Source organism: [Clostridium] aminophilum, from assembly GCF_900101295.1.
In the GTDB taxonomy this organism is placed as follows: domain Bacteria; phylum Bacillota; class Clostridia; order Lachnospirales; family Lachnospiraceae; genus Clostridium_R; species Clostridium_R aminophilum_A.
The window spans coordinates 20,508-43,168 of the sequence record NZ_FOIL01000027.1; the positions used below are offsets into that span (position 1 = coordinate 20,508).

The 22,661-nt window shown below is 46.0% G+C and carries 26 protein-coding genes and 2 pseudogenes; 21 read left to right on the forward strand and 7 right to left on the reverse strand.

Going from position 1 to position 22,661, the window contains the following annotated elements:
* The first annotated feature begins 3 nt into the window (after nt 1-3).
* The 9 genes and pseudogenes from mobC to BMW41_RS08390 all read left to right on the forward strand — a co-directional run bounded on the left by mobC (nt 4) and on the right by BMW41_RS08390 (nt 5,910).
* Nucleotides 4-276, forward strand: a complete 273-nt coding sequence (mobC, locus tag BMW41_RS08355; protein ID WP_074649704.1) for a MobC domain-containing protein — start codon at nt 4-6, stop codon at nt 274-276.
* A 186-nt stretch (nt 277-462) separates the two neighbouring features.
* Nucleotides 463-873 carry a replication initiator protein A gene (locus BMW41_RS08360; RefSeq protein ID WP_177171202.1) on the forward strand — a complete coding sequence of 137 codons (411 nt, stop codon included), beginning with the start codon at nt 463-465 and terminating at the stop codon, nt 871-873.
* Nucleotides 866-1,231: an excisionase gene (locus BMW41_RS14970; RefSeq protein WP_242870320.1), complete on the forward strand. Its 366-nt coding sequence runs from the start codon at nt 866-868 to the stop codon at nt 1,229-1,231. Before BMW41_RS08360 ends, BMW41_RS14970 begins: the two co-directional genes overlap by 8 nt.
* A 118-nt stretch (nt 1,232-1,349) precedes the next feature.
* A pseudogene (locus tag BMW41_RS15315) lies at nt 1,350-2,548 on the forward strand (integrase DNA-binding domain-containing protein).
* A 130-nt stretch (nt 2,549-2,678) separates the two neighbouring features.
* Complete coding sequence (locus BMW41_RS08375; protein ID WP_074649706.1) at nt 2,679-3,137, forward strand: low molecular weight protein-tyrosine-phosphatase; 459 nt, start codon at nt 2,679-2,681, stop codon at nt 3,135-3,137.
* A gap of 259 nt (nt 3,138-3,396) precedes the next feature.
* Entirely contained in the window at nt 3,397-4,008 is a 612-nt protein-coding gene (locus BMW41_RS08380; protein WP_074649707.1) for a TetR/AcrR family transcriptional regulator, read from the forward strand.
* Nucleotides 4,009-4,274: 266 nt separating this feature from the next.
* Entirely contained in the window at nt 4,275-4,634 is a 360-nt protein-coding gene (locus tag BMW41_RS15195; RefSeq protein WP_330386969.1) for an alpha/beta hydrolase, read from the forward strand.
* Nucleotides 4,613-4,966: an alpha/beta fold hydrolase gene (locus BMW41_RS15200; protein ID WP_330386970.1), complete on the forward strand. Its 354-nt coding sequence runs from the start codon at nt 4,613-4,615 to the stop codon at nt 4,964-4,966. The genes BMW41_RS15195 and BMW41_RS15200 overlap by 22 nt, the downstream gene beginning before the upstream one ends.
* 131 nt (nt 4,967-5,097) lie before the next feature.
* Nucleotides 5,098-5,910, forward strand: a complete 813-nt coding sequence (locus tag BMW41_RS08390; RefSeq protein ID WP_074649708.1) for an AIM24 family protein — start codon at nt 5,098-5,100, stop codon at nt 5,908-5,910.
* 178 nt (nt 5,911-6,088) lie between these two features.
* On the opposite strand, the gene BMW41_RS08395 is transcribed toward BMW41_RS08390, so the two are convergent.
* From BMW41_RS08395 to BMW41_RS08415, 5 genes are all read right to left on the reverse strand, one after another.
* A complete protein-coding gene (locus tag BMW41_RS08395; protein WP_074649709.1) occupies nt 6,089-6,787 on the reverse strand; it encodes an ABC transporter ATP-binding protein in 699 nt (232 codons plus the stop codon).
* A gap of 19 nt (nt 6,788-6,806) precedes the next feature.
* Nucleotides 6,807-9,050: an ABC transporter permease gene (locus BMW41_RS08400; protein WP_074649710.1), complete on the reverse strand. Its 2,244-nt coding sequence runs from the start codon at nt 9,048-9,050 to the stop codon at nt 6,807-6,809.
* Nucleotides 9,051-9,310: 260 nt separating this feature from the next.
* Complete coding sequence (gene coaBC, locus BMW41_RS08405) at nt 9,311-10,507, reverse strand: bifunctional phosphopantothenoylcysteine decarboxylase/phosphopantothenate--cysteine ligase CoaBC (protein ID WP_074649711.1); 1,197 nt, start codon at nt 10,505-10,507, stop codon at nt 9,311-9,313.
* Nucleotides 10,508-10,591: 84 nt separating this feature from the next.
* Nucleotides 10,592-11,395 (reverse strand): type III pantothenate kinase, encoded by an 804-nt coding sequence (locus tag BMW41_RS08410; protein ID WP_074649712.1) that lies wholly within the window; start codon nt 11,393-11,395, stop codon nt 10,592-10,594.
* 245 nt (nt 11,396-11,640) lie between these two features.
* A complete protein-coding gene (locus BMW41_RS08415) occupies nt 11,641-12,321 on the reverse strand; it encodes an ECF transporter S component (RefSeq protein ID WP_074649713.1) in 681 nt (226 codons plus the stop codon).
* Nucleotides 12,322-12,736: 415 nt separating this feature from the next.
* Between BMW41_RS08415 and BMW41_RS08420 the strand changes: the two genes are divergently transcribed.
* The 3 genes from BMW41_RS08420 to BMW41_RS08435 all read left to right on the forward strand — a co-directional run bounded on the left by BMW41_RS08420 (nt 12,737) and on the right by BMW41_RS08435 (nt 16,345).
* Nucleotides 12,737-13,288, forward strand: coding sequence for a LemA family protein (locus BMW41_RS08420; RefSeq protein WP_031471753.1), 552 nt, complete (start codon nt 12,737-12,739; stop codon nt 13,286-13,288).
* The gene (locus BMW41_RS14335; protein WP_143050840.1) at nt 13,288-15,165 is read left to right on the forward strand and encodes a DUF2207 domain-containing protein; all 1,878 of its coding nucleotides are present in this window, start codon (nt 13,288-13,290) and stop codon (nt 15,163-15,165) included. Before BMW41_RS08420 ends, BMW41_RS14335 begins: the two co-directional genes overlap by 1 nt.
* Nucleotides 15,166-15,526: 361 nt before the next feature.
* Nucleotides 15,527-16,345, forward strand: a complete 819-nt coding sequence (locus BMW41_RS08435; protein WP_074649714.1) for a 4Fe-4S binding protein — start codon at nt 15,527-15,529, stop codon at nt 16,343-16,345.
* Nucleotides 16,346-16,521: 176 nt separating this feature from the next.
* On the opposite strand, the gene BMW41_RS08440 is transcribed toward BMW41_RS08435, so the two are convergent.
* Nucleotides 16,522-17,061, reverse strand: a complete 540-nt coding sequence (locus BMW41_RS08440) for a TetR/AcrR family transcriptional regulator C-terminal domain-containing protein (RefSeq protein WP_074649715.1) — start codon at nt 17,059-17,061, stop codon at nt 16,522-16,524.
* A 151-nt stretch (nt 17,062-17,212) separates the two neighbouring features.
* Here BMW41_RS08440 and BMW41_RS14975 point away from each other — a divergent pair, with 151 nt between their 5' ends.
* The 3 genes from BMW41_RS14975 (at nt 17,213) to BMW41_RS08450 (ending at nt 18,770) form a co-directional block, all read left to right on the forward strand.
* Nucleotides 17,213-17,707, forward strand: coding sequence for a radical SAM protein (locus BMW41_RS14975; protein WP_242870321.1), 495 nt, complete (start codon nt 17,213-17,215; stop codon nt 17,705-17,707).
* Nucleotides 17,708-17,746: 39 nt separating this feature from the next.
* Nucleotides 17,747-18,094: a hypothetical protein gene (locus BMW41_RS14980; RefSeq protein ID WP_242870322.1), complete on the forward strand. Its 348-nt coding sequence runs from the start codon at nt 17,747-17,749 to the stop codon at nt 18,092-18,094.
* A gap of 292 nt (nt 18,095-18,386) precedes the next feature.
* Nucleotides 18,387-18,770 (forward strand): transposase, encoded by a 384-nt coding sequence (locus BMW41_RS08450; protein WP_330386972.1) that lies wholly within the window; start codon nt 18,387-18,389, stop codon nt 18,768-18,770.
* 10 nt (nt 18,771-18,780) lie between these two features.
* On the opposite strand, the gene BMW41_RS08455 is transcribed toward BMW41_RS08450, so the two are convergent.
* The gene (locus BMW41_RS08455; RefSeq protein ID WP_074649716.1) at nt 18,781-19,362 is read right to left on the reverse strand and encodes a TetR/AcrR family transcriptional regulator; all 582 of its coding nucleotides are present in this window, start codon (nt 19,360-19,362) and stop codon (nt 18,781-18,783) included.
* Between the two features lie 145 nt (nt 19,363-19,507).
* On the opposite strand from BMW41_RS08455, the gene BMW41_RS08460 reads away from it, so the two are divergent.
* The 6 genes and pseudogenes from BMW41_RS08460 to BMW41_RS14580 all read left to right on the forward strand — a co-directional run bounded on the left by BMW41_RS08460 (nt 19,508) and on the right by BMW41_RS14580 (nt 22,500).
* Entirely contained in the window at nt 19,508-19,969 is a 462-nt protein-coding gene (locus tag BMW41_RS08460) for a ferritin-like domain-containing protein (protein WP_074649717.1), read from the forward strand.
* 11 nt (nt 19,970-19,980) lie between these two features.
* Nucleotides 19,981-20,154, forward strand: a complete 174-nt coding sequence (locus BMW41_RS08465; RefSeq protein WP_074649718.1) for a rubredoxin — start codon at nt 19,981-19,983, stop codon at nt 20,152-20,154.
* A gap of 23 nt (nt 20,155-20,177) precedes the next feature.
* On the forward strand, nt 20,178-21,131 hold the full coding sequence (locus tag BMW41_RS14985; RefSeq protein WP_074649719.1) for an MBL fold metallo-hydrolase: 954 nt from the start codon (nt 20,178-20,180) through the stop codon (nt 21,129-21,131).
* A 94-nt stretch (nt 21,132-21,225) separates the two neighbouring features.
* Nucleotides 21,226-21,579: pseudogene (locus tag BMW41_RS08475) on the forward strand (type IV secretory system conjugative DNA transfer family protein); the annotation flags it as partial.
* A 315-nt stretch (nt 21,580-21,894) separates the two neighbouring features.
* The gene (locus BMW41_RS08485) at nt 21,895-22,281 is read left to right on the forward strand and encodes a hypothetical protein (protein ID WP_242870323.1); all 387 of its coding nucleotides are present in this window, start codon (nt 21,895-21,897) and stop codon (nt 22,279-22,281) included.
* 45 nt (nt 22,282-22,326) lie between these two features.
* A complete protein-coding gene (locus BMW41_RS14580; RefSeq protein WP_177171203.1) occupies nt 22,327-22,500 on the forward strand; it encodes a hypothetical protein in 174 nt (57 codons plus the stop codon).
* Nucleotides 22,501-22,661: the final 161 nt, after the last annotated feature.

The window sequence follows — 22,661 nt, forward strand, 5'->3', positions numbered from 1 at the left end:
AATGTGGGATATGGCAAGTACAATGTCTGCCATAGCAGGACTGTTTGTCAGTGCAATTCTTGTGGCAAGGTTCTCTTCATCAATGTAGATTTTACTGCAATTCATGAGCTTGCCAAGATGATGTGCATCGATAGCAGAAACATTAATCAGATTGCAAAAGCAGCCAATACCTACGGCTGGGTTGATGAAAAAAACATTGCTGATATGAAAGCTGAACATGAGAAAGTTCTGGAAACGGTAAAAGAGTATTTTGATAAATTGCTTGAAATCATGTAGTTCTGGAAAAGTGTTTTTAGCCTGCTTGCAGGCGTAGCTTGTCGATGAAAAATCGGCAATCGGGGGGATTGGGGCATACTCCCCAACAAGTAAAATCGCATCAGGTGTACACCGATGCACTGCTTGCCAGTTTATAAACAACAAAATTTTCGATATGGAAAAAGAAAGGAATAAAGAAAAATGACTATGACAGAATATGATGAATTAATGAATGACACAAGATTGTTTTACAGGCTTCCGAAGAGATTGTTTGAGGATCCTGCATTCGAAGAAATGTCGATTGATGCAAAAATGCTATACATGATTTTGCTTGATCGCAGATGTCTCTCGGAGATCAATGGAAGTGATTGGAGAGATGATCACGGATGCGTGTTTATCTATTTTACCATCGAAGAGATGATGAGACTTATGAACTGTGGGAACAAAAAGATCAATGAGCTTTTGAAGGAATTGGAGAAATATGATCTTGTTCAGAGGAAGCACAGAGGGCTGGGAAAGCTAAACAGGATTTATGTGTATGATCTTCTTTCGCCGTACAATCCAAATTGGAAGCCCGGAGTAAAGAAAACTATGGAAGGAGATGAGAAATATGCTTAATACAGATCTTGGATGCAATAATGCAAACGGAATAACTCTGATACATGAGATTACAGAACGGCTCGCCAAAGTTCCAACTATAGTTCCGCTTGCTTATGGGATTCTTTGTGAGCTGAAGAAGACTATGAAAGAAGCGGTTCCTGTAAAAGAGATGAAAGATAGCCCAGCTGTTTCCATTGCGGACAAGTATTCTCTATCGATACAGGAAGCTGCTGAGTATTACGGGATTGGAGAAAAAAGACTTAGAAGTATTATATCAGAGCACTATAATGAGCCTTTCATTCTTGAAATAGGATCGCATCAGCGTATAAAAAGAAGACTCTTCGAAGAGTTTCTTGATCAGGCAACGGCGGTATGAATAAACACATGAAATAATGAAAACAGAAAAAAAAATACGTGGCAGGCGAACAACCCGATTGATATAATGTCAATGTCGGGTAGTTCGCCTTTTTTTATTGACAAGGAGGACTACTAATATGAGTGAAAAAAGAAAGGATAACAGAGGAAGAGTTTTACACAACGGAGAAATCCAGCGTAAGGACGGAAGGTATCAGTTCAAGTATATAGATGCCAACGGAAAAGAAAAATTCGTATACAGTTGGATGCTTGACCACAATGATGCTACGCCACAGGGAAAAGTCAGAAATTTATCCCTAAGAGAAATGGAACGTCAGATTCAGGCTAATCTGTTTGACAACATCGTTTCAAATGTTGGCAATATGACCGTGCTGGAACTTGTGGAGAAATACATTTCTACGAAGACCGGTGTGAGGCCTACAACGAAAGCGGGTTATAAAACGGTGATCAATTTCCTGAGTAAGGATCCCTTTGGCAGAAAACGCATTGATACAGTGCGTCTCTCAGATGCAAAATGCTGGCTTAGCAAGCTTCAGGCAGATGGAAAGAGTTATAGCTCGATTCATTCCTTAAGAGGCGTCTTAAGACCGGCTTTTAAGATGGATGTAGATGATGATCTGATCCGCAAGAGTCCGTTTGATTTCGAATTGGCATCCGTGATCGTAAATGATAGCCATACAAGGCTTTCGATAACCAGGGATGAAGAGAGAAAATTCCTTAAGTTTGTAAAAGAGGATCCTCATTTTTGCAAATACTATGAAGGAATCTATATTCTTTTCCACACGAGCTTCGCATCTCGGAGTTTTGCGGACTGACTCTTGGGGATATCGATTTTGAGAATCACAAGATCAATGTGGACCATCAGCTTCAGAAGCGTGCACATATCGGATACTACATCGAGAGTACAAAGACTACTTGCGGAACCAGAGTACTACCTATGACAGAAGATGTTGAGGTTTGCTTTAGGAAGATCATCTCTGAACGCAACGCACCCAAGGTTGAGCTGATAGTAGACGGATATACCGGATTTCTGTACTACGACAAGGATGGAAGCATTACATACTCGCTTCACTGGGACCATTACTTTAAGCATATAGTGGTGGACAAGTATAATTCCATTTACAAGCTTCAGATGCCCGAGATTACACCTCATGTATGCCGCCATACCTACTGTTCCAACATGGCGAAATCCGGGATGAATTCGAAAACACTTCAGTATCTCATGGGACATGCGGACATTGGAACCACGCTTAATGTCCATACTCACGTGAATTTTGAGGATGCAAAAGCAGAGATCGAGAAGCTGAATGTTGTGTGAAAATCTTAAGGTGTAAATGAAAAATAATTACACCTTTTGCCGGTGTAAATATGCCCAAATATGCATATATTATGTCGGCAAATGAAAATGAAAAAGGTGTCTAAGCCCTGATAAAACAAGGAAAAACGATATGATCAAAATATTATTCGTCTGCCACGGCAGCATCTGCCGTTCACCAATGGCAAAATACGTTCTTCAGGATATGGTTGAAAAACGGGGGCTCGCGCACCGGTATCGGATCGACTGTGCGGCGATGACATATGAGGAGATTGGAAATCCGGTGTATCCGCCGGTGCGGCAGGTTCTGAATCAGCATGGGATCAGCTGCGACGGATATGCGGCCCGCCATGTACGGGAAGAGGATTATACCGATTTTGATTACATCATCGGAATGGATGCGGAAAACATGCGGGATCTTGCCAGGGCATTCGGAAACGATCCGGCCGGTAAATGCTGCCGGCTCCTGGATTTCACAGATGATCCGAGGGATATCGCGGATCCGTGGTATACCCGCAGATTCAATTACTGCTACGAAGACGTTAAACGCGGATGCGAGGAGCTTTTGCGGAAGACAGAAGGGGAAAACTAAATAATATCGTACGGGAAGTTTCGTGAGGTTACTACATTGTCGGATGGAAACGCAGAGCAGAAGCAGTTGTTTCTTATCCGGCATTTCTTTATTGACAAAATCGACACGCGTGTCTAAAATAAAAAACGACATTGGTGTCGATTTTTGCGGGGTTGGCCAAATCATAATAAAAAACGGAAAGCGTATAAGAAAAAATGATCATAGGTTTCATGACTTCAACATTGTACAAGTATGAGTACCGGGTATCGGGGAGGTAAAAATGACATCAAAAGGTGAACAGACAAGAAACACGATATTGGATGTATCATACGCTCTTTTTGCAGAGAAAGGCTTCAAGCAGGTGACCATGAAGGATGTCTGCGAAGTCACCGGTATGAGCCGGGGCGGACTGTACAGTCATTTTTCCGGAACGGCGCAGCTGTTCGAGGCGTTGCTGGAGCGAATTACGGAAAAGGAGTCGATGGATTTTTTCGGAGAGATGAAAAAGGGGATGTCTGCGACGGACATTTTGAACGGTGCACTTCTTCTCATGGAGGATGAAATGAATCATCCGGAAGAGTCTCTGAGCATGGCCATGTATGAGTATGCGGAAACCGTTGATTGTGGTGTGATGAAACATTTTACCGAAATCAATGAGGATAAATGGACAGAACTGATCCGGTACGGGATAGCTCGCGGAGAATTTCAAAACGTGGATGTCGATGAAATGGTGAATGTGATTCTGTATTCATATCAGGGTATCCGAATGTGGAGCCGCATTATTCCGATGAATCCGGATAGTTTTCATTCCATTGTGAGTCATATCAAAAGGCAACTGACTGGATCAGGAAAAGAAGGATCGGGAACGGAAGCAGAACAGAGATCAGAGTGAGAGATTGAAATGGAAACAGAGTAAGAACCAGAAGGCAGAGCGGGAAACTGAACGGAAGGCAGAGCGGGAAAATGAGCAGAAAGCATAGCGGGAGACAGAACAGAAGGCAGAGCGGGAAACTGAACGGAAGGCAGAGCGGGAAAATGAGCAGAAAGCATAGCGGGAGACAGAACAGAAGCAGAGCAGGAAACTGAACAGATAGCGGAGCGGGAATCAGAAAGCAGAGCAGAAGACAGAACTGGAAACAGAAAAGGAGAAAGAAGGAAATGACGGAATTGCTGAAACAATTCAACAGGAAGAACAACTGCGAAGCCAGCGAAGAACTGGGACAGAACCGCAATAAGGCGGTTTTATATGTTCACGGAAAAGGCGGAAACGCGGAGGAAGCAGAACATTATATGGAGCTTTTTCCGGAGTGTGATGTGTATGGATTGGACTACCGGACGGATCTTCCGTGGGAGACGAACCTTGAGGTGGAGAGCGTGGTGAATGATTTGAGCGGGAGATACCGTCATATCATACTGATCGCTAACAGCATCGGCGCATTTTATTCCATAAATGCGAATATTGGAGAGAAGATCGAGCGTGCCTTTTTCATTCACCGATGGTTAATATGGAAAAACTGATTCTCAGCATGATGACGTGGGCGAAAGTATCCGAGGCGGATTTGCAACGAGAAAAAAACATCCGGACGGAGTTCGGTGAGGATCTGTCATGGGAGTATCTTTGCTATGTGAGAGAACATCCGGTTTTCTGGAGGGTTCCGACCGATATTCTGTATGGGTCGGAAGATCATCTGCAGGATCAGGAAACTGTCCGGAATTTCGCGGAGAAAACAGGAGCATCTCTGACTGTGATGAAAGGCGGAGAGCACTGGTTTCACACGGAAGAGCAGGTGGCATTTCTGGATCGGTGGCTGGAAGCAAAGACCGGGACTGTGAGAGATCGATTAGACTGATAAATCAGAAAATAAATTTTGGAAATCGCAGTGAAATGGATATAATGAAATTGATGGCGTAAATCAAGATCCAATGCCGTGGTGTGCCGTCATCCGGCGGGATCGGCATATATCTGTATGGAGGGTTTGAGATGAATATCCGGAATTTTGAAAATGACACCCGAAAGTTTGCGGAAAACAAAGATAATTTCTATGTTCTTGAGTATCTGCGCGATGCCAGCGTATCACCGATGAATGCCGCGGCGGAGTACTTCATGAGCAAGATGGGCGTTCACAGAAGACAGGTCGCGATCAAGCTGGAAAACGGCCGTTCGGCAATGATTCAGAGCGGTGCTATGCAGTGGATGGCCGGAGACATCAATGTGAGCACCGGGGTAAAAGGCGTCGGTGATTTCTTTGGAAAAATGATGAAAGGTGCAGTCACGGGAGAATCTGCGATTAAGCCGGAGTACACCGGAAACGGGTGGCTGGTTCTAGAACCGACCTACAAATATATTCTTCTGGTTGACGTGGCAGAATGGGGATCGGGTCTGACCATCGAGGATGGCATGTTTTATGCATGCGCCGGAACGGTGAAGACGGCAGTGGTTGCGCGAAAGAATCTTTCCTCCGCAACACTTGGCGGAGAAGGACTGTTTAATCTGAGTCTGTCCGGGTCCGGTGTGGCAGCTCTGGAGAGTAATGTGCCGTATGATGAGCTGATCGAAGTGGAACTGGATAACGATACGCTGAAGATCGACGGCAATTATGCGGTGTGCTGGTCCTCCAGCCTTGATTTTACCGTGGAGAGAACGACAAAGACGCTGATCGGCTCGGCAGCCAGCGGAGAAGGACTGGTCAATGTATTCCGCGGTACCGGAAAGGTCCTGATGAGTCCGGTGACTCCGACCACCTCGCTGTATGAGGCGACCAATACGGTGTCGGCAAAGGCAGCGAAGAAATGATGATATTTGAATTTGTATGATGAGAAGAAACAGCCTTCCCGGCATGTGTCGGGAAGGCTGTTATACTGCAAATGAGAGAGTTGAGAGGGAGTTTGCCAACGCAGGAATTATGGTTGTTAGACCATAAAACCGCCATCCGATGAGACAACATGGAGGGTCGAAAAAACGACCGGGAGACTCACAGATCGGCCAGTTCGTCCGCGGGCACGGGATTCGGATTCTTTTCCGTCTTTACGATCATGCCATCTTTCATCACGATCGTAGTATCCATCATTTTCGGAATCGCAGTGTTATGAGTGACCATGACGATCGTGGTGCCATACTTCTTATTGATTTCTTCGAGCAGTTTCAGTATTTCTTTGGAAGTGACAGAATCCAGAGCACCCGTCGGCTCATCGCACAGAAGTACCGGGGAGTTTTTGATCAATGCCCTTGCAATGGAAACTCTCTGCTGCTGGCCGCCGGACAGTTCCGGCGGATACATTTTCTCAAGACGTTCAAGCCCCAGAACATGCAGAAGCATCTCGTAGTCCATCGGCGATTTGCTCAGCCGGGCTCCGACTCTGATATTGTCTCGGACACACAGATTGGGTAACAGGTTATAAAACTGAAATACAAAACCCAATTTATCTCTTCGGAAACAGCGCAATTCTTCTTTGTTGAGGCCGGTTATCTCCATTCCATCAATCAGAATTTCACCCTCATCCGGGGTCTCCAAACCGCCGATACAGTTCAGCAAGGTTGATTTACCGCTTCCGGAGGAACCGATGATCACGCATTTTTCTCCGGCCGCAATATCGCAGGATACACATTTTAATGCTTCAATCTTACTGCTTCCGCTGCCATATGTTTTCTTAATATTTTTAACCGTTATCATGAAAATCAGCCGCCTTTCTTTATTCATTTGCCCGTATAAGATCAAGCTCGTTTATCGTTTTGATCTGTCGGGAAGGACCAAATGCTGCTATCAGATATATAAAAATGACAACAGCGACATCTCTTATGAAGTTTATAACGGAATAGCTTAAATGAATCCCAACGGGGGTGGTATTCATTAAGTACCGGACTACAATATTAGAAAAACGGAACCCTGTGAGTAATCCGATGATTCCACATAAAACAGTGAACACTGCGGTACTGGAAAGAAATATCAGCTGAAGTTCCCGGTTGCTGTAGCCCAGTACAGAGTGGATCGCAATCTGGTGCATTCCTCCATTTACGGAAAAACGTACAATGAAAATGACCATCGCCAAATAAAAGAGCAGTGATACCGTTATTAAGAATATCCTCATCCTTCCTGATTCAAGTTTAAAACTTTTGATCGGTTTTAGATAGTCTTCTCTTTTATATGAGCCAAGCAGTTCCGACGGGGAGTAATCGCAGACCTCATTTGAGTAGATGCTGTTATAAACCTTTCCCTTTCCCAAACGACTGCGCAGATCATCGATGTTCATATAGGCAGTTAACATAACATCATAATCTGCCACGCCGGCAATCGGGAACGTATATGCTTCTCCCGTCAGATCATCATATACGGTAAAACTGTCATTTTCCTTTAGACCGTAGTGTGAGGCAACCGCACTGCTGATCAGTACTTTTCCGTTTAGATCACTCGTATCTACATGAAAGAATTCTCCGGTTGATTCGAGTCCGAGAAATTGAATATCGGACATGTAATCCGTATCACCGATCTTGAAGACCTTTTTGTAAACAGCTTCGCCCGAAGTTAGCGGTTCATCGGATTCCTCCATGAGATCATATACATACTCATAATTAATCTCCTGCGGAAGTCTTTCTTCGATATTACTTACAAATTGTCCGATACCGATTCCAAGCATATAGACCATTCCGGACACAAGCGAGCCGGTAAGGAGAACCGCACATAAGCCGATATCCTTTGTAAAGCGCGAAAAGATCAGATCCAACAGGATACCGCGGCCGTTTCCGCGGCTTTTGTACTTCCGGGTATCGTTGTTGAAGGTTCCTTTCAGCAATGCCACCGGAGCCATCGAAAAGAGTTTGTTTAATCGGACAAAATTGATAAGAAAACAAACAATCGGAGGTATCAGCACGCAATAGATAAAGATGAACGGCGAAGTCTGAATCGGAACATAGGGCACGCAGTAATAATCGGAATTTGAAATCAACTTGGCCGCACTGAACCATATACTGGCCAGCCATCCGAGGAATCCGGCGACAAATGAAATAAGCGTTGGCGGAGCAAGATACATGATGATGACATCCGTCTTCTTTACCCCCATAGCGTAAAGCGATCCGATCGAAGCACTTTCTTTCTCAATCGCGGATTTGATTCCAAGATAGAATACGACGGAGACGAGGATCAGTAAGCCGATTCCGATAATAAAGCCGGCAATTTCATACGCAAAACCATCAGCCACTGCGGAGCACATTCTCTCATTATTGGCCCGCGGGACGAATGTAAGGAGATTCGCGTCTTCTCCGAAGGAAGCCTGTATTTCCCCGCGAAGTTCATCATCGGAACCTTCATCCGGCAGTTTATAGGAGTATACATATTCCTGCCGGGTGCCGTTTCCTGTCTGCGAAAGCAATGTATCATATCCTTCATCCGTCAGGAATGCAAGACCAAATGAATGACTGTCCGAACTGTAATCCGACAAACCTCTGGAAGGCATATCATAATCGGTAACCGAGCCAATGCCGCAAACATGATACTGCTGCGAACCAATGTTCAGGTCGTCCCCGACTGCGATTCCATTTGAAGCCGCATAGCATTTGTCCAATACAAGCTCCTGCGGATCCTCCGGATAATGACCTTCATCAAGGACCAACAGGTCGATCTTTTGGCGGTTCTTAAACATGCGAAGGATATTGCCATTTTCCAGTTCAAGATCAAATGAAAAAATCCGTTCCAGCGCATATCCCTGTTCTTTCAAGTAGGACTCGTCCGGATCGGTCAGAGGTTTTCTCAGGGAAAACTGTCCGTCCTGATAATTGGAAGCGATATAATTCTTTCCGCAGACAAGATTATAGGAATAGGTAATGGACGCCAGGGAAGAAGCAATATACATGCCACCGGCAATCAGCAACCCCATCAGAAGGTAGGTGATCCGGTTTCGATATAAATCTCTCCAAATGTTATTTTTCAGGATTTCCAGCATAACAGACTCCTTAAGGATGCATTTTCTTTGAACGGATCAGATCATATACACTGATTCTGACTCAATAATAACACATTTTATTCTTTGGCTAAAATGTTCCATATGTAAAGGAGAATATAAAAGAAGATGATACCTGGCGGAAACATGGAACGTATCAGGTTTCCGTAGGTATCATCGGGAATGTGATCGGCTATGGAACTTGCACTGCGGTGCATGGAAAATGTTTGAGCCGTGAAATGAAGAAGCGGAGAATCCGGTGTTTACCGCAGTTTCAGGATCTCGTCCAGAAGCCGGTTTGCGGCATCCCACTTTGACATCAGCGGAAGCTCGGTTTCCGACTTGCCGGAAATCAGTGTCAGCACGTTGGTGTCCCCCTGAAAACCGGCCCCGGAAACCTTGACATTGTTCGCCGCGATCAGATCCAGATGTTTCTTTTCAAGCTTTTTTCTGGAATTTTCCAGCATGTTTTCGGTCTCCATGGAAAAGCCGCAGAGAAACTGTCCTTCCTTTTTGTGCTCACCGAGGTATTGAAGGATGTCTCTGGTTCGCTCAAGCGAAAGACTCAGGTCCGAGCCATCATCTTTTTTCTTGATCTTGTTGTCCGAGACACTGGCAGGACGGTAATCTGCTACCGCGGCAGCCTTGATGATGATATCGGCATCATTCTGCCGTCCGGTGATTTCGCGGAACATGTCTTCGGCGCTGCGGATGGGAACGACACTTACGCCGGCAGGCGCGGAAAGTTCTGTCGGGCCGCTTACGAGTGTGACGTCTGCACCGCGGCAGGCAGCGGCGGAAGCAATGCTGTAGCCCATTTTTCCGGAGGACCGGTTGGTGATAAAACGGACCGGATCCAGATCTTCACAGGTAGGTCCGGCGCTGACCAGAACGTTCAGGCCGGTCATGTCTTTGGCACGGGCACAGGAATTCACAATCCAGTCGACGATGGTTTCCGGACTTGCCAGTTTGCCGGAGCCCTCATATCCGCAGGCAAGATGTCCGCTTTCCGGCGAAATCATGGTGAAGCCGTAATGCACAAGCTTTGCGACATTGTCCTTTACGATGGGATTCTGCCACATGTGTGTATTCATGGCCGGGGCGATCAGCCTCGGGCATCTGCACGCGAGAAGTGTGGTGGAAAGCATATCATCGGCGATGCCGTTGGCGAGTTTTCCGATGATATTGGCGGTTGCCGGGGCAATGATCACGCAATCCGCTTTGTCCGCAAGCGCGATATGTTCTACTTCAAAAGGGTGACTGCGGTCAAACGTATCGGTCACGACTCTGTTGTGACAGAGGGCCTCAAATGTGTTCGGAGTGATGAAGTTCAGCGCATGCTCTGTCATAATGACATCCACATTGGCGTGAAGCCTGACAAGACGGGAACAGATATCCGCCGCCTTGTAGGCGGCGATGCCGCCGGTTACGCCGAGTAATATGTTTTTACCTTTCAGCATTGTGTGCTCCTTTTCTCGTTTTCGTGAAACTGCATATGGGGATCGGGGACTCGTTTCCGGCATGCGGTGCGTCAGTACCGTATCTCACTGCAGAACTGCTTCGGATGATGTCATGGGGACATTTTTCCTGTAGAGAATCTCCAGACCGTTCAGAAGAAGATCGGGTTCAAAACAGGCCGGATGTTTCATCCATGGAAGAACCAGCCGGCCGAGACCGCCGGTAAGCACGAGGGGAAGCTTTTCAACGTCGAGATTCATTTCCTCCGCCACGCGCTCGTGAATTCCGTCAATCATGGCAGCAGTGCCGATGACGGAGCCGTTGATCATGCAGGAAACGGTGTCATTTCCCAAAAGGGCTTTCGGCGAGTCAGCCATAAGCTCAGGAAGCTGCGCCGTTTTTTGCGCTTCCGCGTCCAGTCCGAGCTGAACACCAGGTGAGATCATTCCTCCGTTAAAGTAGCCTTCGGCGTCAAGAGTGGACATCGTTGTGCAGGTGCCCAGATCGTAGATGATCAGCGGCGCGCCATATTTTTCTCTTGCGGCAATCATATCCACCATACGGTCCATTCCCAGCAGGGACATGTCGTAGTCGCGGACCGGAATATCGATATGGCTTCTGTCCGCAATCATCGGATTTTTGCCGGTAAAACGCCGGATGGCCGATGACAGTACCGGATTCAGATCCGGTACAACGGAAGAAATGATGGCGCCGTCGACGGCATTTCCGGAGATGGAGTGACTGAAAAAGATGGTTTCCAGCTCGTTCATGAAGCAGAGCGAATCCCAGTTCCGCCCGGTTTCTGTCCGGTCCTGAAAAAGTTTCGTTCCGTCCTCGAAGAGGCCGATTACGATATTGGAGTTGCCAACGTCTATCAATAGTATTTTCATATGTTATTCTCTGAATTTACATCTGATCTTTTGCGTAGATCGGCTGAAAGCATAGGTTTATCAAGAACAGATGGATTAAAGGCGGTTTTGGCATATCGGGAGATTATGCCGGAAAATGCCGGTCAAAACAGAGCGTCTGACCGGCATGACAGATTACGAGACTGACTCGTCAAAGCCTGTGCCTGCACATGGCCCTGGCGACTGCCGCGAAACGCGCGCAAACTTGCGGAGCGTGTTTCGCCTTTTTATTTTGCTGCGATACGTGCCTTGATCAGCGCTGTCACAACGACAGGAACGATGACTGCGGCCACAAGCATCTCGGGAATACCGTTTGTGAATACAATGCCGAGTATTACACCGAGTACTTTTTCAACGGGGATGCCGTTCGCCTGAGCGTAGGCATTCCGGAAGATTACAAAGATGGATCCCATGACAAGGCCGGTGTTGGTTAAGGCGCCAAGCGCGCCGCAAACGGTGAGCAGGACGAAACGTACTGCGTCATTCATCTTCGGAAGCATTTTTTTAACTGCCGCATAAAGAAGAAACGGTGTAACGCCGACGAGCATACGCGGCACAAAGCAGATGAATAAAGCCCACGGAGAACCGTGCGACAGTCCCGGAACCGGTACGGTAGGGGTAAATGCGAACGATAAGATGCTCGGAGTCATGATGTTTTTAAACAGACTGGTTGCTCCGAACAAAAATCCGAGAAAGGCACCCTTTTTCGGGCCGAGAACGATGGCGCCGATAATAACCGGCACATGCAGGATCGTTGCCTTAATGAGCGGCAGATCGATGATGCCGAATGGGGTAAATGCCATGATCAGAACGATGGCTGTAAACATCGCCATGATCGAAAGGTCACGTACCCGGCTGGACACACCGACGCCGGAAGCCGAAGTGGTTGCAGTAACGTTGTTATTCATTTTTTTTCCTCCTGCTGCGGTCTCCGTCTTACGAGGCTTACCCGGTACGGCTATCGTACCGGGCCCCCTGCGAAGTATCGCGCTCCCTCATTATGCCATTTGTTGTCCGGGTATGCAATATTTCTTATGATTCAAACTATTGAAAATATTCATGGAAATTAAAAACTATATGGATTGCTCCGGATACGGTTTGGAGTGCCTGCCGGCAAAGAATTCAAAACAGACATTTTGTATTTGGAGATGGTCTGCATTGTTTCGAAACAGAACGAATTCGATAAAAAAACTCAAACAAGGAATGGAAATATCCGGATAAGACGGAAGTTCATATTGGATCGCGAAAGTATTCCGATAAAATTGAAACGGTAATCGGAAAAATGATATAATGACTAAAATTTGTTACCACAAGGAGGAAAAAATGATCAGGTGGATAATTATCGGAGTGGCAGTGGTTCTTATTCTGTGGTTTGTTGCCGGCTACAACAGGCTGGTACGGGCTGCAAACAAGGTGGAGGAAGCATTTTCCACCATGGATGTGTATCTGAAGAAGCGGTTTGACCTGATTCCGAATCTGGTCGAGACGGTAAAAGGTTACGCAAAGCACGAGAGTGAGACACTGGACCGGGTGATTGCGGCAAGAAATGCGGCAGGAAACGCAAAGAGTGCGGAAGAGCGCATGGTAAATGAAGCGGCCATCAGCGGCGGTCTGCGCAATATCTTTGCTCTGGCGGAAAGTTATCCCGAGCTTAAGGCAAACGAAAATTTTCTGGATCTGCAGGGACAGCTTCAGAAGATTGAGGAAGATATCGCCAATTCCAGAAAATACTATAATGCAACCGTTCGCATCTTTAACGATATCGTGATGACAATTCCGACCAATCTTATTGCTTCCATGTTCCATTTTGAGAAGAAGCCGATGTTTGAGGTTGCGGATGCAGCAGAGCGCGAGAATGTAAAGGTGAGCTTTTGATGAAACGGATTAAATCATTTGCTGCGGCGCTTTGTCTGGCACTGTGCTTTTGCATTTTTCCGGCGGGGCCGGTGTATGCGGACAATGAGACAGTATACCACGATTCCGACCCGAAGGATTACATAACCAGGCATTTCAACGTATGGGCAGAGTTTGATTCATCCCACACCGCAGCCATTACCGAAGAGATCAGCGTGGACTTTGTCAAGGCGCATCACGGTATCACCAGAAACATTCCGGAGGCCCGGGACGGCACATATGAGATAAGGAATGTTTCGGTGAATGACTATAACTATTCGGTGGAGAAAGAGAGCGGCAATGTGGTCGTTCGAATAGGAGACGCCGAGAAATATCTGGAGGGCGATCAGACTTTCGTCATTTCTTATCAGATCGAGTATTTAAAAGATACAGATACTTCGGCGGATTTTTTGGCTCAGAACATGCTTCCGACGGAGTGGCAGACATCGATCCGTCAGGCGCAGCTCAGCCTCACCATGCCCTCCGAGATCGACTGGGATAATATGTTTATCTATTACGGGGAGTATGGCGCAGTCGATGATGAGCGCTGGAAGTCCTGTTTTGATTACGAGATCAACGGCGATACCTTGACCCTTTACGGAGAGGATCTGGGGAAAGGCTGCGGTCTGACTCTCCGCGATACCGGGCTTCCGGAGGGATACTGGTCAGAGGCCAGAACCTATGCGGAGGTTCATAAGACAGCAATCACGGTCATTATGATCGTCTCCATTCTCACCGCCGTGCTGTCTATCCTGCTTTGGATACGATACGGCCGGGATGATGCGATCATTGAAACGGTGGAGTTTTATCCGCCGGATCAGATGACTCCCGCCGAGATCGGATATGCGATGGACGAGGAGCTTTCGGATGGAGAGATGATGACAATGGTCTTTTATCTGGCAGATAAGGGATATATCACCATAGAACCGGAAAAGGGTCATTTTGTCCTGAAGAGAGAAAAGGACGCAGCGGACGAGGAGCCGCAGCATGTAAAGGACTTCCTTCTTGCATTGTTCAAGGGCAGAAAGAGCTTCCGGACGGACAAAGTTCCGATGGCGTTCCGGGAACCTTTTAACAAGGCGAAAACCAGAGCGGAAAAGGATTTTCGTGAAAAACATGACGACGTCTATACAGTGAGCGCATTTTTGAGCCGTTGTGCCTGCCTTATCTTCCTGATTCTGGATATGGCAGTTTATTACTGGATCATGGACGGCCATTTTGACGGGGTATATCTGGCCGTTTTCCCTGTTGGCTTTTGTATTGCCGCAATGTATCTTGCCTGCACGGGAATGGATAATTTCCGTTTCCATAAGGGCATGGGTGTTGTCAAGATCGTGGCCGGTTTTATATTGTATGCGCTTCAGATTCTGATTTCTCTCTGGTGGTTTAACCATCTGCCGCAGGGCGAGTACACCATAGCATTTGCGGTTTCCATGGCGGTGATCTTCCTTGCTATGACACTAATGCAGAAACGCACACCTGAGAATACCCGGCTGATGGGAAGAATAAACGGTTTCCGCAGTTTTATCAAGAATGCGGAGTATGAAAGGATTGTGGCCCTCAGCGAAGAGGACCCGGAATATTTTTATCATATTCTTCCCTATGCGGCGATTCTGGGACTGGAAACCCAGTGGACAAGGCATTTTGAGAAGATTTCCATCCCGCAGCCTGAGTGGTATCGGTCGGATGACACATTTGTATATTCACCTGTCTGGTGCAATCAGATTGTCCGTTCGTGCACCACGAAAGCGGTACCGCCTGTCCCGTCGGGTGGCTCTTCCGGAGGTTATTCGGGAGGTTCTTCCGGCGGCGGATTCTCCGGAGGCGGCGGAGGCGGCGGAGGCGGCGGTGCCTGGTAATGCCGGAATCCGTAATGTGTCCGGCCAGTCGTATGCCCGAGAAGGCGAAGCGGTCCAAACAGATCGTTGATCGGACAAAAACAGAAGATGCGCTTTTCATACGGAAGAAAAAGATCGAGTAGGAGGCTTTGGTCTCCTGCTCGATTTGCAATTATTCTGAGAGCGGAAAAAAGGTTTTTCCGAACAAAGGCGGAGAGATCAGAGACTGTCACCCCGGAGCGGAACCGGCGGAAACCGATGCGTTCCGGCTTATGTTTGGGAAAACGGTGTAAGGAGCAAGTTTGAAAGTAAACTTTCAAACTTTGATTGACGGCTCGAATAGACAAGCAAGCTTGTCTGCTTGAGCCTGGAGGACAAAATTATGAAACAATACAGGCTGCCTGCCATATTGTTGGCGGTATTTGAGATCGCAGCCGTTGGGCTGTGGCTGATCAGGGATAACTTGTTTTATCTGTTTAACTTCAGTTATATAGGTTTATCCATATCACTGGGAGTATTTTGCTTTATAAAGAAATATAAATATGCGCGGCGTTCCGTGCAGCTGCTTGTCGGTTTATATATTCTGGTTTATCTGGGGCTTATCTGCCGGGAAAATATGCAGATAGAAGGTTTCTGGTATTATCTATTTTCGGGTGTCTTTGAGGCGGCGACCATTCATTATGCCGTTGCAAAGATATTCGGTCCCCTGGTCTTCGGACGTGGATGGTGCGGATATGCCTGCTGGACGGCAATGGTGCTGGATTTTCTTCCGTATAAGGTGCCGAAGGAGCCAAGAAAGAAACTGGGGTGGATCCGGTATATCACGTTTGCCGTATCCTTGGTATTCGTGGCGGCTTTATTTCTTTTCAAAGCTGGAAATATCGAATACATCATGTTTTGGTCGTTTGTGGTCGGGAATATCGTGTATTACGGAACCGGTATAACTCTGGCAATTGCATTTGAGGATAACAGAGCTTTCTGCAAGTACATCTGTCCAATAACGGTATTCTTAAAACCGATGAGCCGGTTTTCGCTGATAAGGATCCAATGCGATAAAGAAAAATGCATATCCTGCGGAAAATGCAGGCGCATATGTCCGATGAATGTGGATGTGACAGATAATTCGAGAAATCGCAAGAACGGAACGGAGTGCATTCTATGCATGGAATGTGTGAAAGCCTGCCCGAGGAATGCACTCTGAATCTGGAAGTCGGGTTCCTTCGGTATTAACTCCTGCGGGAACGGAAGAAATGAAGGCTCCAGGGAGCTTTTGATCATGATGTCGTTGTTTGGGCTACGCCGATCTATTATTACGAGATGTCCGGGCAGATGCTTATGGTTACAAGTGTATTCTTATTGCAGTCGGGATTGCAGGACTTAAACTTTTAGCAAAGGATTAAAAAAGATTCTTCTTATATTCTCAGGCATAGAATGAAACATCATCTTTACCACAGTTTCAGCAGGGATGATGTTGTCATTCATCAGCCATTCTCGTGTCATTCCCACACATCCGTAGCAGTACAGTCGGATACTGTATATAATCTGGGTATCCAATCTATCTGTATCAAGAATTTTCATTGCCTCGGCAGAGTAACGGTCAACAAAGTACTCATGCATGTATTGCCAGAGCGGATTCTGGGAATTGTCTTCGTAAGCCCGCTTATAGAAGAGGTAATCCGCTCGCATCTGATTCATGCCTTTGGCAGCCGATTCTACAGAGAGAATATCCGTCTTGAAGGCATCATGAAAGAAAATCCAGGCAACTAAATCGTATTTGTCCTTGAAGTGATAGTAGAAAGTCGGTCTCTCAATCTCAGCCTCACGGCAAATCTCTGTCACACGTATTTTATCTAAAGGCTTTGTCGCCATAATCTTCTTCATTTTCTCCGCAATCCATAGTTTGGTTCTATCTGCCATTGTTTTCACCTCACAGCTTTATTACAAAAATATAATTATGTAAGAAAATCTATCATTATTATACTTCTGTAAATGGAATGGTACAAGATTTGCCTTTATTCTAAGAGTGAAGTTTTGAACTGCTGAAAATGAGATGAAGGAGGCATTTACCATGCATTTTACAGATACTGTTTATAGAAATCCCTATTGGCCAACATTTCCGCTTTTGCAGATTACACAGGGGTGTACCCACAACAACTGCAAATTTTGCACAATGTATAAGGAGATTCCATTTCGTATGCAGCCAATGGAATGGATCGAGGAAGATCTCCAGGAGATCGCTGAGATTGCTCCGGATGCAACGACGATACAGCTTCTGTCAGCCAATCCTCTTTGCATGACTTATGATAAGCTTGCTCCAATCTTAAACAAAATCAACCATTATCTACCTAAGATGGAATCTATATACGCTGCGACCAGAGTGACAGACATTAAAAACAAGACGGTGGAAGAGCTAAAAAAGCTGAAAGAATCAGGTCTTAGAGAAATATCCCTTGGAGTTGAAAGCGGTGACGATTGGACTCTTGATAGAATCAATAAAGGATATCATGCCTCAGACATACTTGAACAGTGCAGGAAACTGGAAGAAGCGGGTATCGATTACTAGATGACTTTCCTTAATGGAACAGCCGGCAAAGAGCATAGCTTGGAACATGCAGTCAATTCTGCCAGAGTTTTTTCTCAGTGTAAGCCTATGCTTGTAGGAACAGGGGGGCTTACTCTTTTCCCAGAAACACCACTTCTTGAGGAAGCAGAAAGAGGAGAGTTCACACCGCTTTCTGAAAAAGAGATGCTCATAGAACTGAAGGCTTTTGTGGAAAATCTCACTTGTGATTGCTATTTCATTACGCATCATACTGTTTCCGGCAAAAACCTGACCGGGCCTGATTTTCTGAAGCGAAAAGATGCCATTATTGCATCATTAGAAAATGAGATAGAACACGGCGATTTGGATAGAATGGCTGCTATTCGAAGCAGAAAGAAAACACTGTAATTTATTGGCCGAATATATGAAAGAGGGGTACATGAAAACGATTGTTTTAAATGATTGTGCGATAATAGGACGACACCGAAAAGCGGCTTAAACAAAGGCTTTTCCGGTACAGTCCTATTTATTCGACCTACTGGGCGGGTAGAGATCATGGGCGGCGCCAAACATAATCGAATATCCAAACACTGACAGGGCAGCAGAGCTTCCAGGGCTCTAAAGGGGATTTCAGCAATAATGGACATAGTATAAATGGGGATTTGCGCTGATTTTTTATTTACTTGAATGGGAATTTGAGATGTACTTGTGCCAGAAAGGCGAGTTTCTATGGAATCTTGTTTGGGCTGAAGAAAAGAAATACCACCGAAGCAGATCAAAGGCTGAGACCGTCTATGAACTGGCATCCGATGGTATTCCAACAATGTCTTCCAGTACTCCATCGACCAAAATGCTGGTACAGGAAGCAGTTTCAGTATTAAGAGCCGTGGACAGCTCTCTGTCTCATATCTTATCACGAATGAAAGATCTTGCGAAGTCTTTAACTGAATATACAACGGTACGGGCAATGAGCGGCGTAGGCGAAGTTCTTGCTCCTAAGCTGATTGCCGAGATAGGAGATGTACGACGACTACATAGTGCAAAGGCTCTCATAGCATGGGCAGGGATAGATATCCTGCTTTGATGGTCAGCGGTCAGACGATAACCGGCTTTTTGCCCGGGGATTGAAGTAGGATCCCCGCTAGTAATTTCGCTGCTTTCTCCTCCGATAAGCCCTCATCTAGGATCCATTTGATGATGAAAGCAGCCATGCCTGCAGACTGGAATTCATAATAGAGACGAAGCTCTTCCGAATCCTTCATATCAAAAAATGAAAGTGCGTTTGTCAGGTTCTGACCGAAGATAAGGTCTGTCAGTTGCCGGAGGAATTTTCCGTCGTCACCCTTGAGCATGACATAGATCAGCTCCCTGACCTCCGATATACCTTCCACAATGTGTTCCGCATAGGAAACGATCGTCTCCTCTCTGACCGCGGAGGCGTCCTGAATGATCGGCATAAGTGAGTCACGGATCCCTTCTGTGGCTCTGGCAACCATCTGGTCGTACAGATCCTCTTTATAGCCATAATGCTGATAAAAAGCATTACGGCTTATGCCGGCTTTTTCACAGATCTCCTTCACGGTTATCTCCTTTAATTCCTTTGTATCCAGCAGTTCAAGGAGTGCGTTTTGAAGCCGCTCCTGTGTTTTTAAGATCCTGAGATCGGTAAAGTTCATGTACATCTCCCTTAAAAATGACATATGTCACATAAATAAACTGCATGAGCCTGACTGTAAATTGAAATAGTAAAGTGACAGATGTAATATTATATTAGCATGAGTCATTCGGACTTGCAACAAACATTCACAGGAGGGATTCACTATGACATTCGATGAAAAAATCAAGGCTCTGAACGATCTGGCGATTGCATGGTATTCCACGTCTCAGGCAGACTCCATCCATGAGGCTGTTTTCCATGGTCAGGGCTATGGCAAGTTTGCGGATCACTGCAAGGAAGAGGCCGAGGAAGAACTGGAAGAGGCAAAGAAATGCACTGCAAGGATCATCGCGCTGGGCGGCAAGCCGGAGTATGGATTTATCCCGCAGGAGATCCACTATGATCCCAAGGAACTGCTCTGCCGGTGGTATAAGGAATTCACCGAGGGTGGTATTGAGTCCATGAACAAGCTGGCATGCAGCCTTGAAGATGACGTGGTTACCAGAAAGATGGTCGAAGAATTTGTGGAAGGTGAAGAGGAACACTGCAGATGGGTTGCGCAGCATCTCGGTATCATTGAGAAACTCGGATATGACAACTACCTTCTTGAAATGATGGATATTTAAGGAATTCTCCTATGGAACCTGTCACAGACGGCAAGTATAAATGCGCAAAGTGCGGCTATGTCTATGATCCCGGGAAGGGAGACTCGAAGCACGGCATAGAACCCGGAACAAGGTTTGAAGATCTTCCGAAGAACTGGAAATGTCCGCGCTGCCGGAAGGATAAGGATATGTTCAGACCGGTCTGACCCAGAAAGGAGTTGAAAACCCAATGATTTTTAAGGCTGTAAAATATTTTGAGAAAGGCTTCCACGCACAGGGCTTCGCTTTTGGCGGCGAGGATGGCATGGAGCATTTCGATAACAATGTGAAGTACCGTGCGTCCCTTCAGAATTATGTCATCGATACAGGTGATGATGTGATCCTGGTCGATACGGGGCTTCCCAAGGAAACGCCGGGCGCTGTCTGGGACGGCAAAGCCCATTCCTATATGGGCAGATGGATCGAGGACTATGTGTCTGCACTGAAGACGGCCGGCTATGAGCCCTCTCAGGTAACGAAGATCATTCTGACCCATAAACACAGCGATCATTCCGGTGAGATCAGAAGCTTCCCGAATGCAAAGTTCTATGTAAACAGAGTGGAACTGGAGACAGACGAAGTAAAAGCATTGAAAGATCATCCCGGCATTACACCCGTGGACTTTACGGATGGACCTTATTATAACTTTACCAGAAGCCAGATCATTGCACCGGGCGTGCGAATGATTCCGGCACCCGGGCACACCTTTGGCAACAGTATTATCATCGCAGAAGACGACGGCCTGTTCTACATGTTCCACGGAGATATTTCATACACGGACGAGGCAATGTATGCGGACAGGCTGTCTATCGTATATGACGATATCCATCTGACCAGGAGCACGCAGAATACGATCCGGGAATTCATCCGCAATCATCCTACGGTATACTGCGGAACCCATACTCCCCTGGGCTATGAAAATCTGGAAGCAAAACGGGTAATGGATCTTGATAATCCGCCGCAGACGATCTGGCCGACGGAAGACTATTTTGTGCTGGATGAGGGAACAGGAAAGTATATTTGCTCTATTTGCGGTTATGTTTATGATCCCGCCGAGCATGACGGCGTCGCCTTTGAGGATCTGCCGGACGACTGGAAATGTCCCCGCTGCAGGCAGTCTAAGGAGAAGTTCAACAAGGCCTGAGTAAAATGGGCACTATAACAGAATAACACTATGACGAGGCCCGGAACGAAAACAGTATCCGGGCCTGTTTTATGGAGAAATAAAAAGTCCTTGACAAGTAGTTACAGGCAAAACAGCAAAATCTATTTTAGTGAGCTGCGGTGCCAGACTAGCTCCCTTTGATATTGCAGAGCTTCGAGAAATCACAAGCTATGATGAATTGGAACTGGACACCTTGGGAGATAGAAAGACAGCATTATTTCTCATTATGAGTGATACAGATGCTACCTTTAATTTCTTGATTTCCATGGTCTACAGTCAGCTTTTCAATCTGCTTTGTGAGAAGGCCGATGATGTGTATGGCGGCAGACTTCCAGTTCATGTCAGATGCCTCATCAATGAGACAGCCAATATCGGACAGATCCCGAATCTGGAAAAGCTGGTAGCCACAATCCGAAGTCGTGAAATTAGATAATATGAAGTGACCCAACATTTGTAGCACCGTGGATTTATCTGTATACTGATGATTGACAAGATCAATGGTAACAGGGATTACCGCATACAAAAGGAGGTCACCAATGAATAGAATAATCAAAATCGGCATGGATGTCCATAGTACAAACTATACTTTTACATAGCTTTTACATAGACCAGTACCTCTGGGGACGCCCAGATGATTCGTACTGGTCTATTATTATGCCCATTTTTAGCGCAAGGAATGGACATGAGTCGAAACTATTAATCTATTTTCAAGAAAGGAAAATTCGGGAGAAGCTACTTCCGAATGAAGGTACTTAATGGAACAGCCGGCAAAGAGCATAGCTTGGAACATGCAGTCAATTCTGCCAGAGTTTTTTCTCAGTGTAAGCCTATGCTTGTAGGAACAGGGGGGCTTACTCTTTTCCCAGAAACACCACTTCTTGAGGAAGCAGAAAGAGGAGAGTTCACACCGCTTTCTGAAAAAGAGATGCTCATAGAACTGAAGGCTTTTGTGGAAAATCTCACTTGTGATTGCTATTTCATTACGCATCATACTGTTTCCGGCAAAAACCTGACTGGGCCTGATTTTCTGAAGCGAAAAGATGCCATCATTGCATTATTAGAAAATGAGATAGAACACGGTGATTTGGATAGAATGGCTGCTATTCGAAGCAGAAAGAAAACACTGTAATTTATTGGCCGATAACGTACGGAGGCCGTACATAGGAGGTGCATTATGGCAGATTTAGATTTAAAACTTGGTGGTATCTGTTCATTTATTAACGGATCTGCTTCTCTTGGATGGCAAGGACTTATTGTGGGTATCATTGTTGCAGTGGTTCCTCAGGCCTTAACCATTTGGGGAGCTGAAGGAATTGGTATGCTAAAAGAAGTATTGGCTAGAATATAATGATTTACCAATTATTGAATAGTTGTTTTGCTTTAAATCCAGGTGTTTAACTGCACCTGGAAATTTTTTTGAAAAAAATTAGATGTAACCATTGACATTACAACAAAACGATGCTATATTAACACCATCAGATGAAACTGCTACGGTTACAACGATGAACT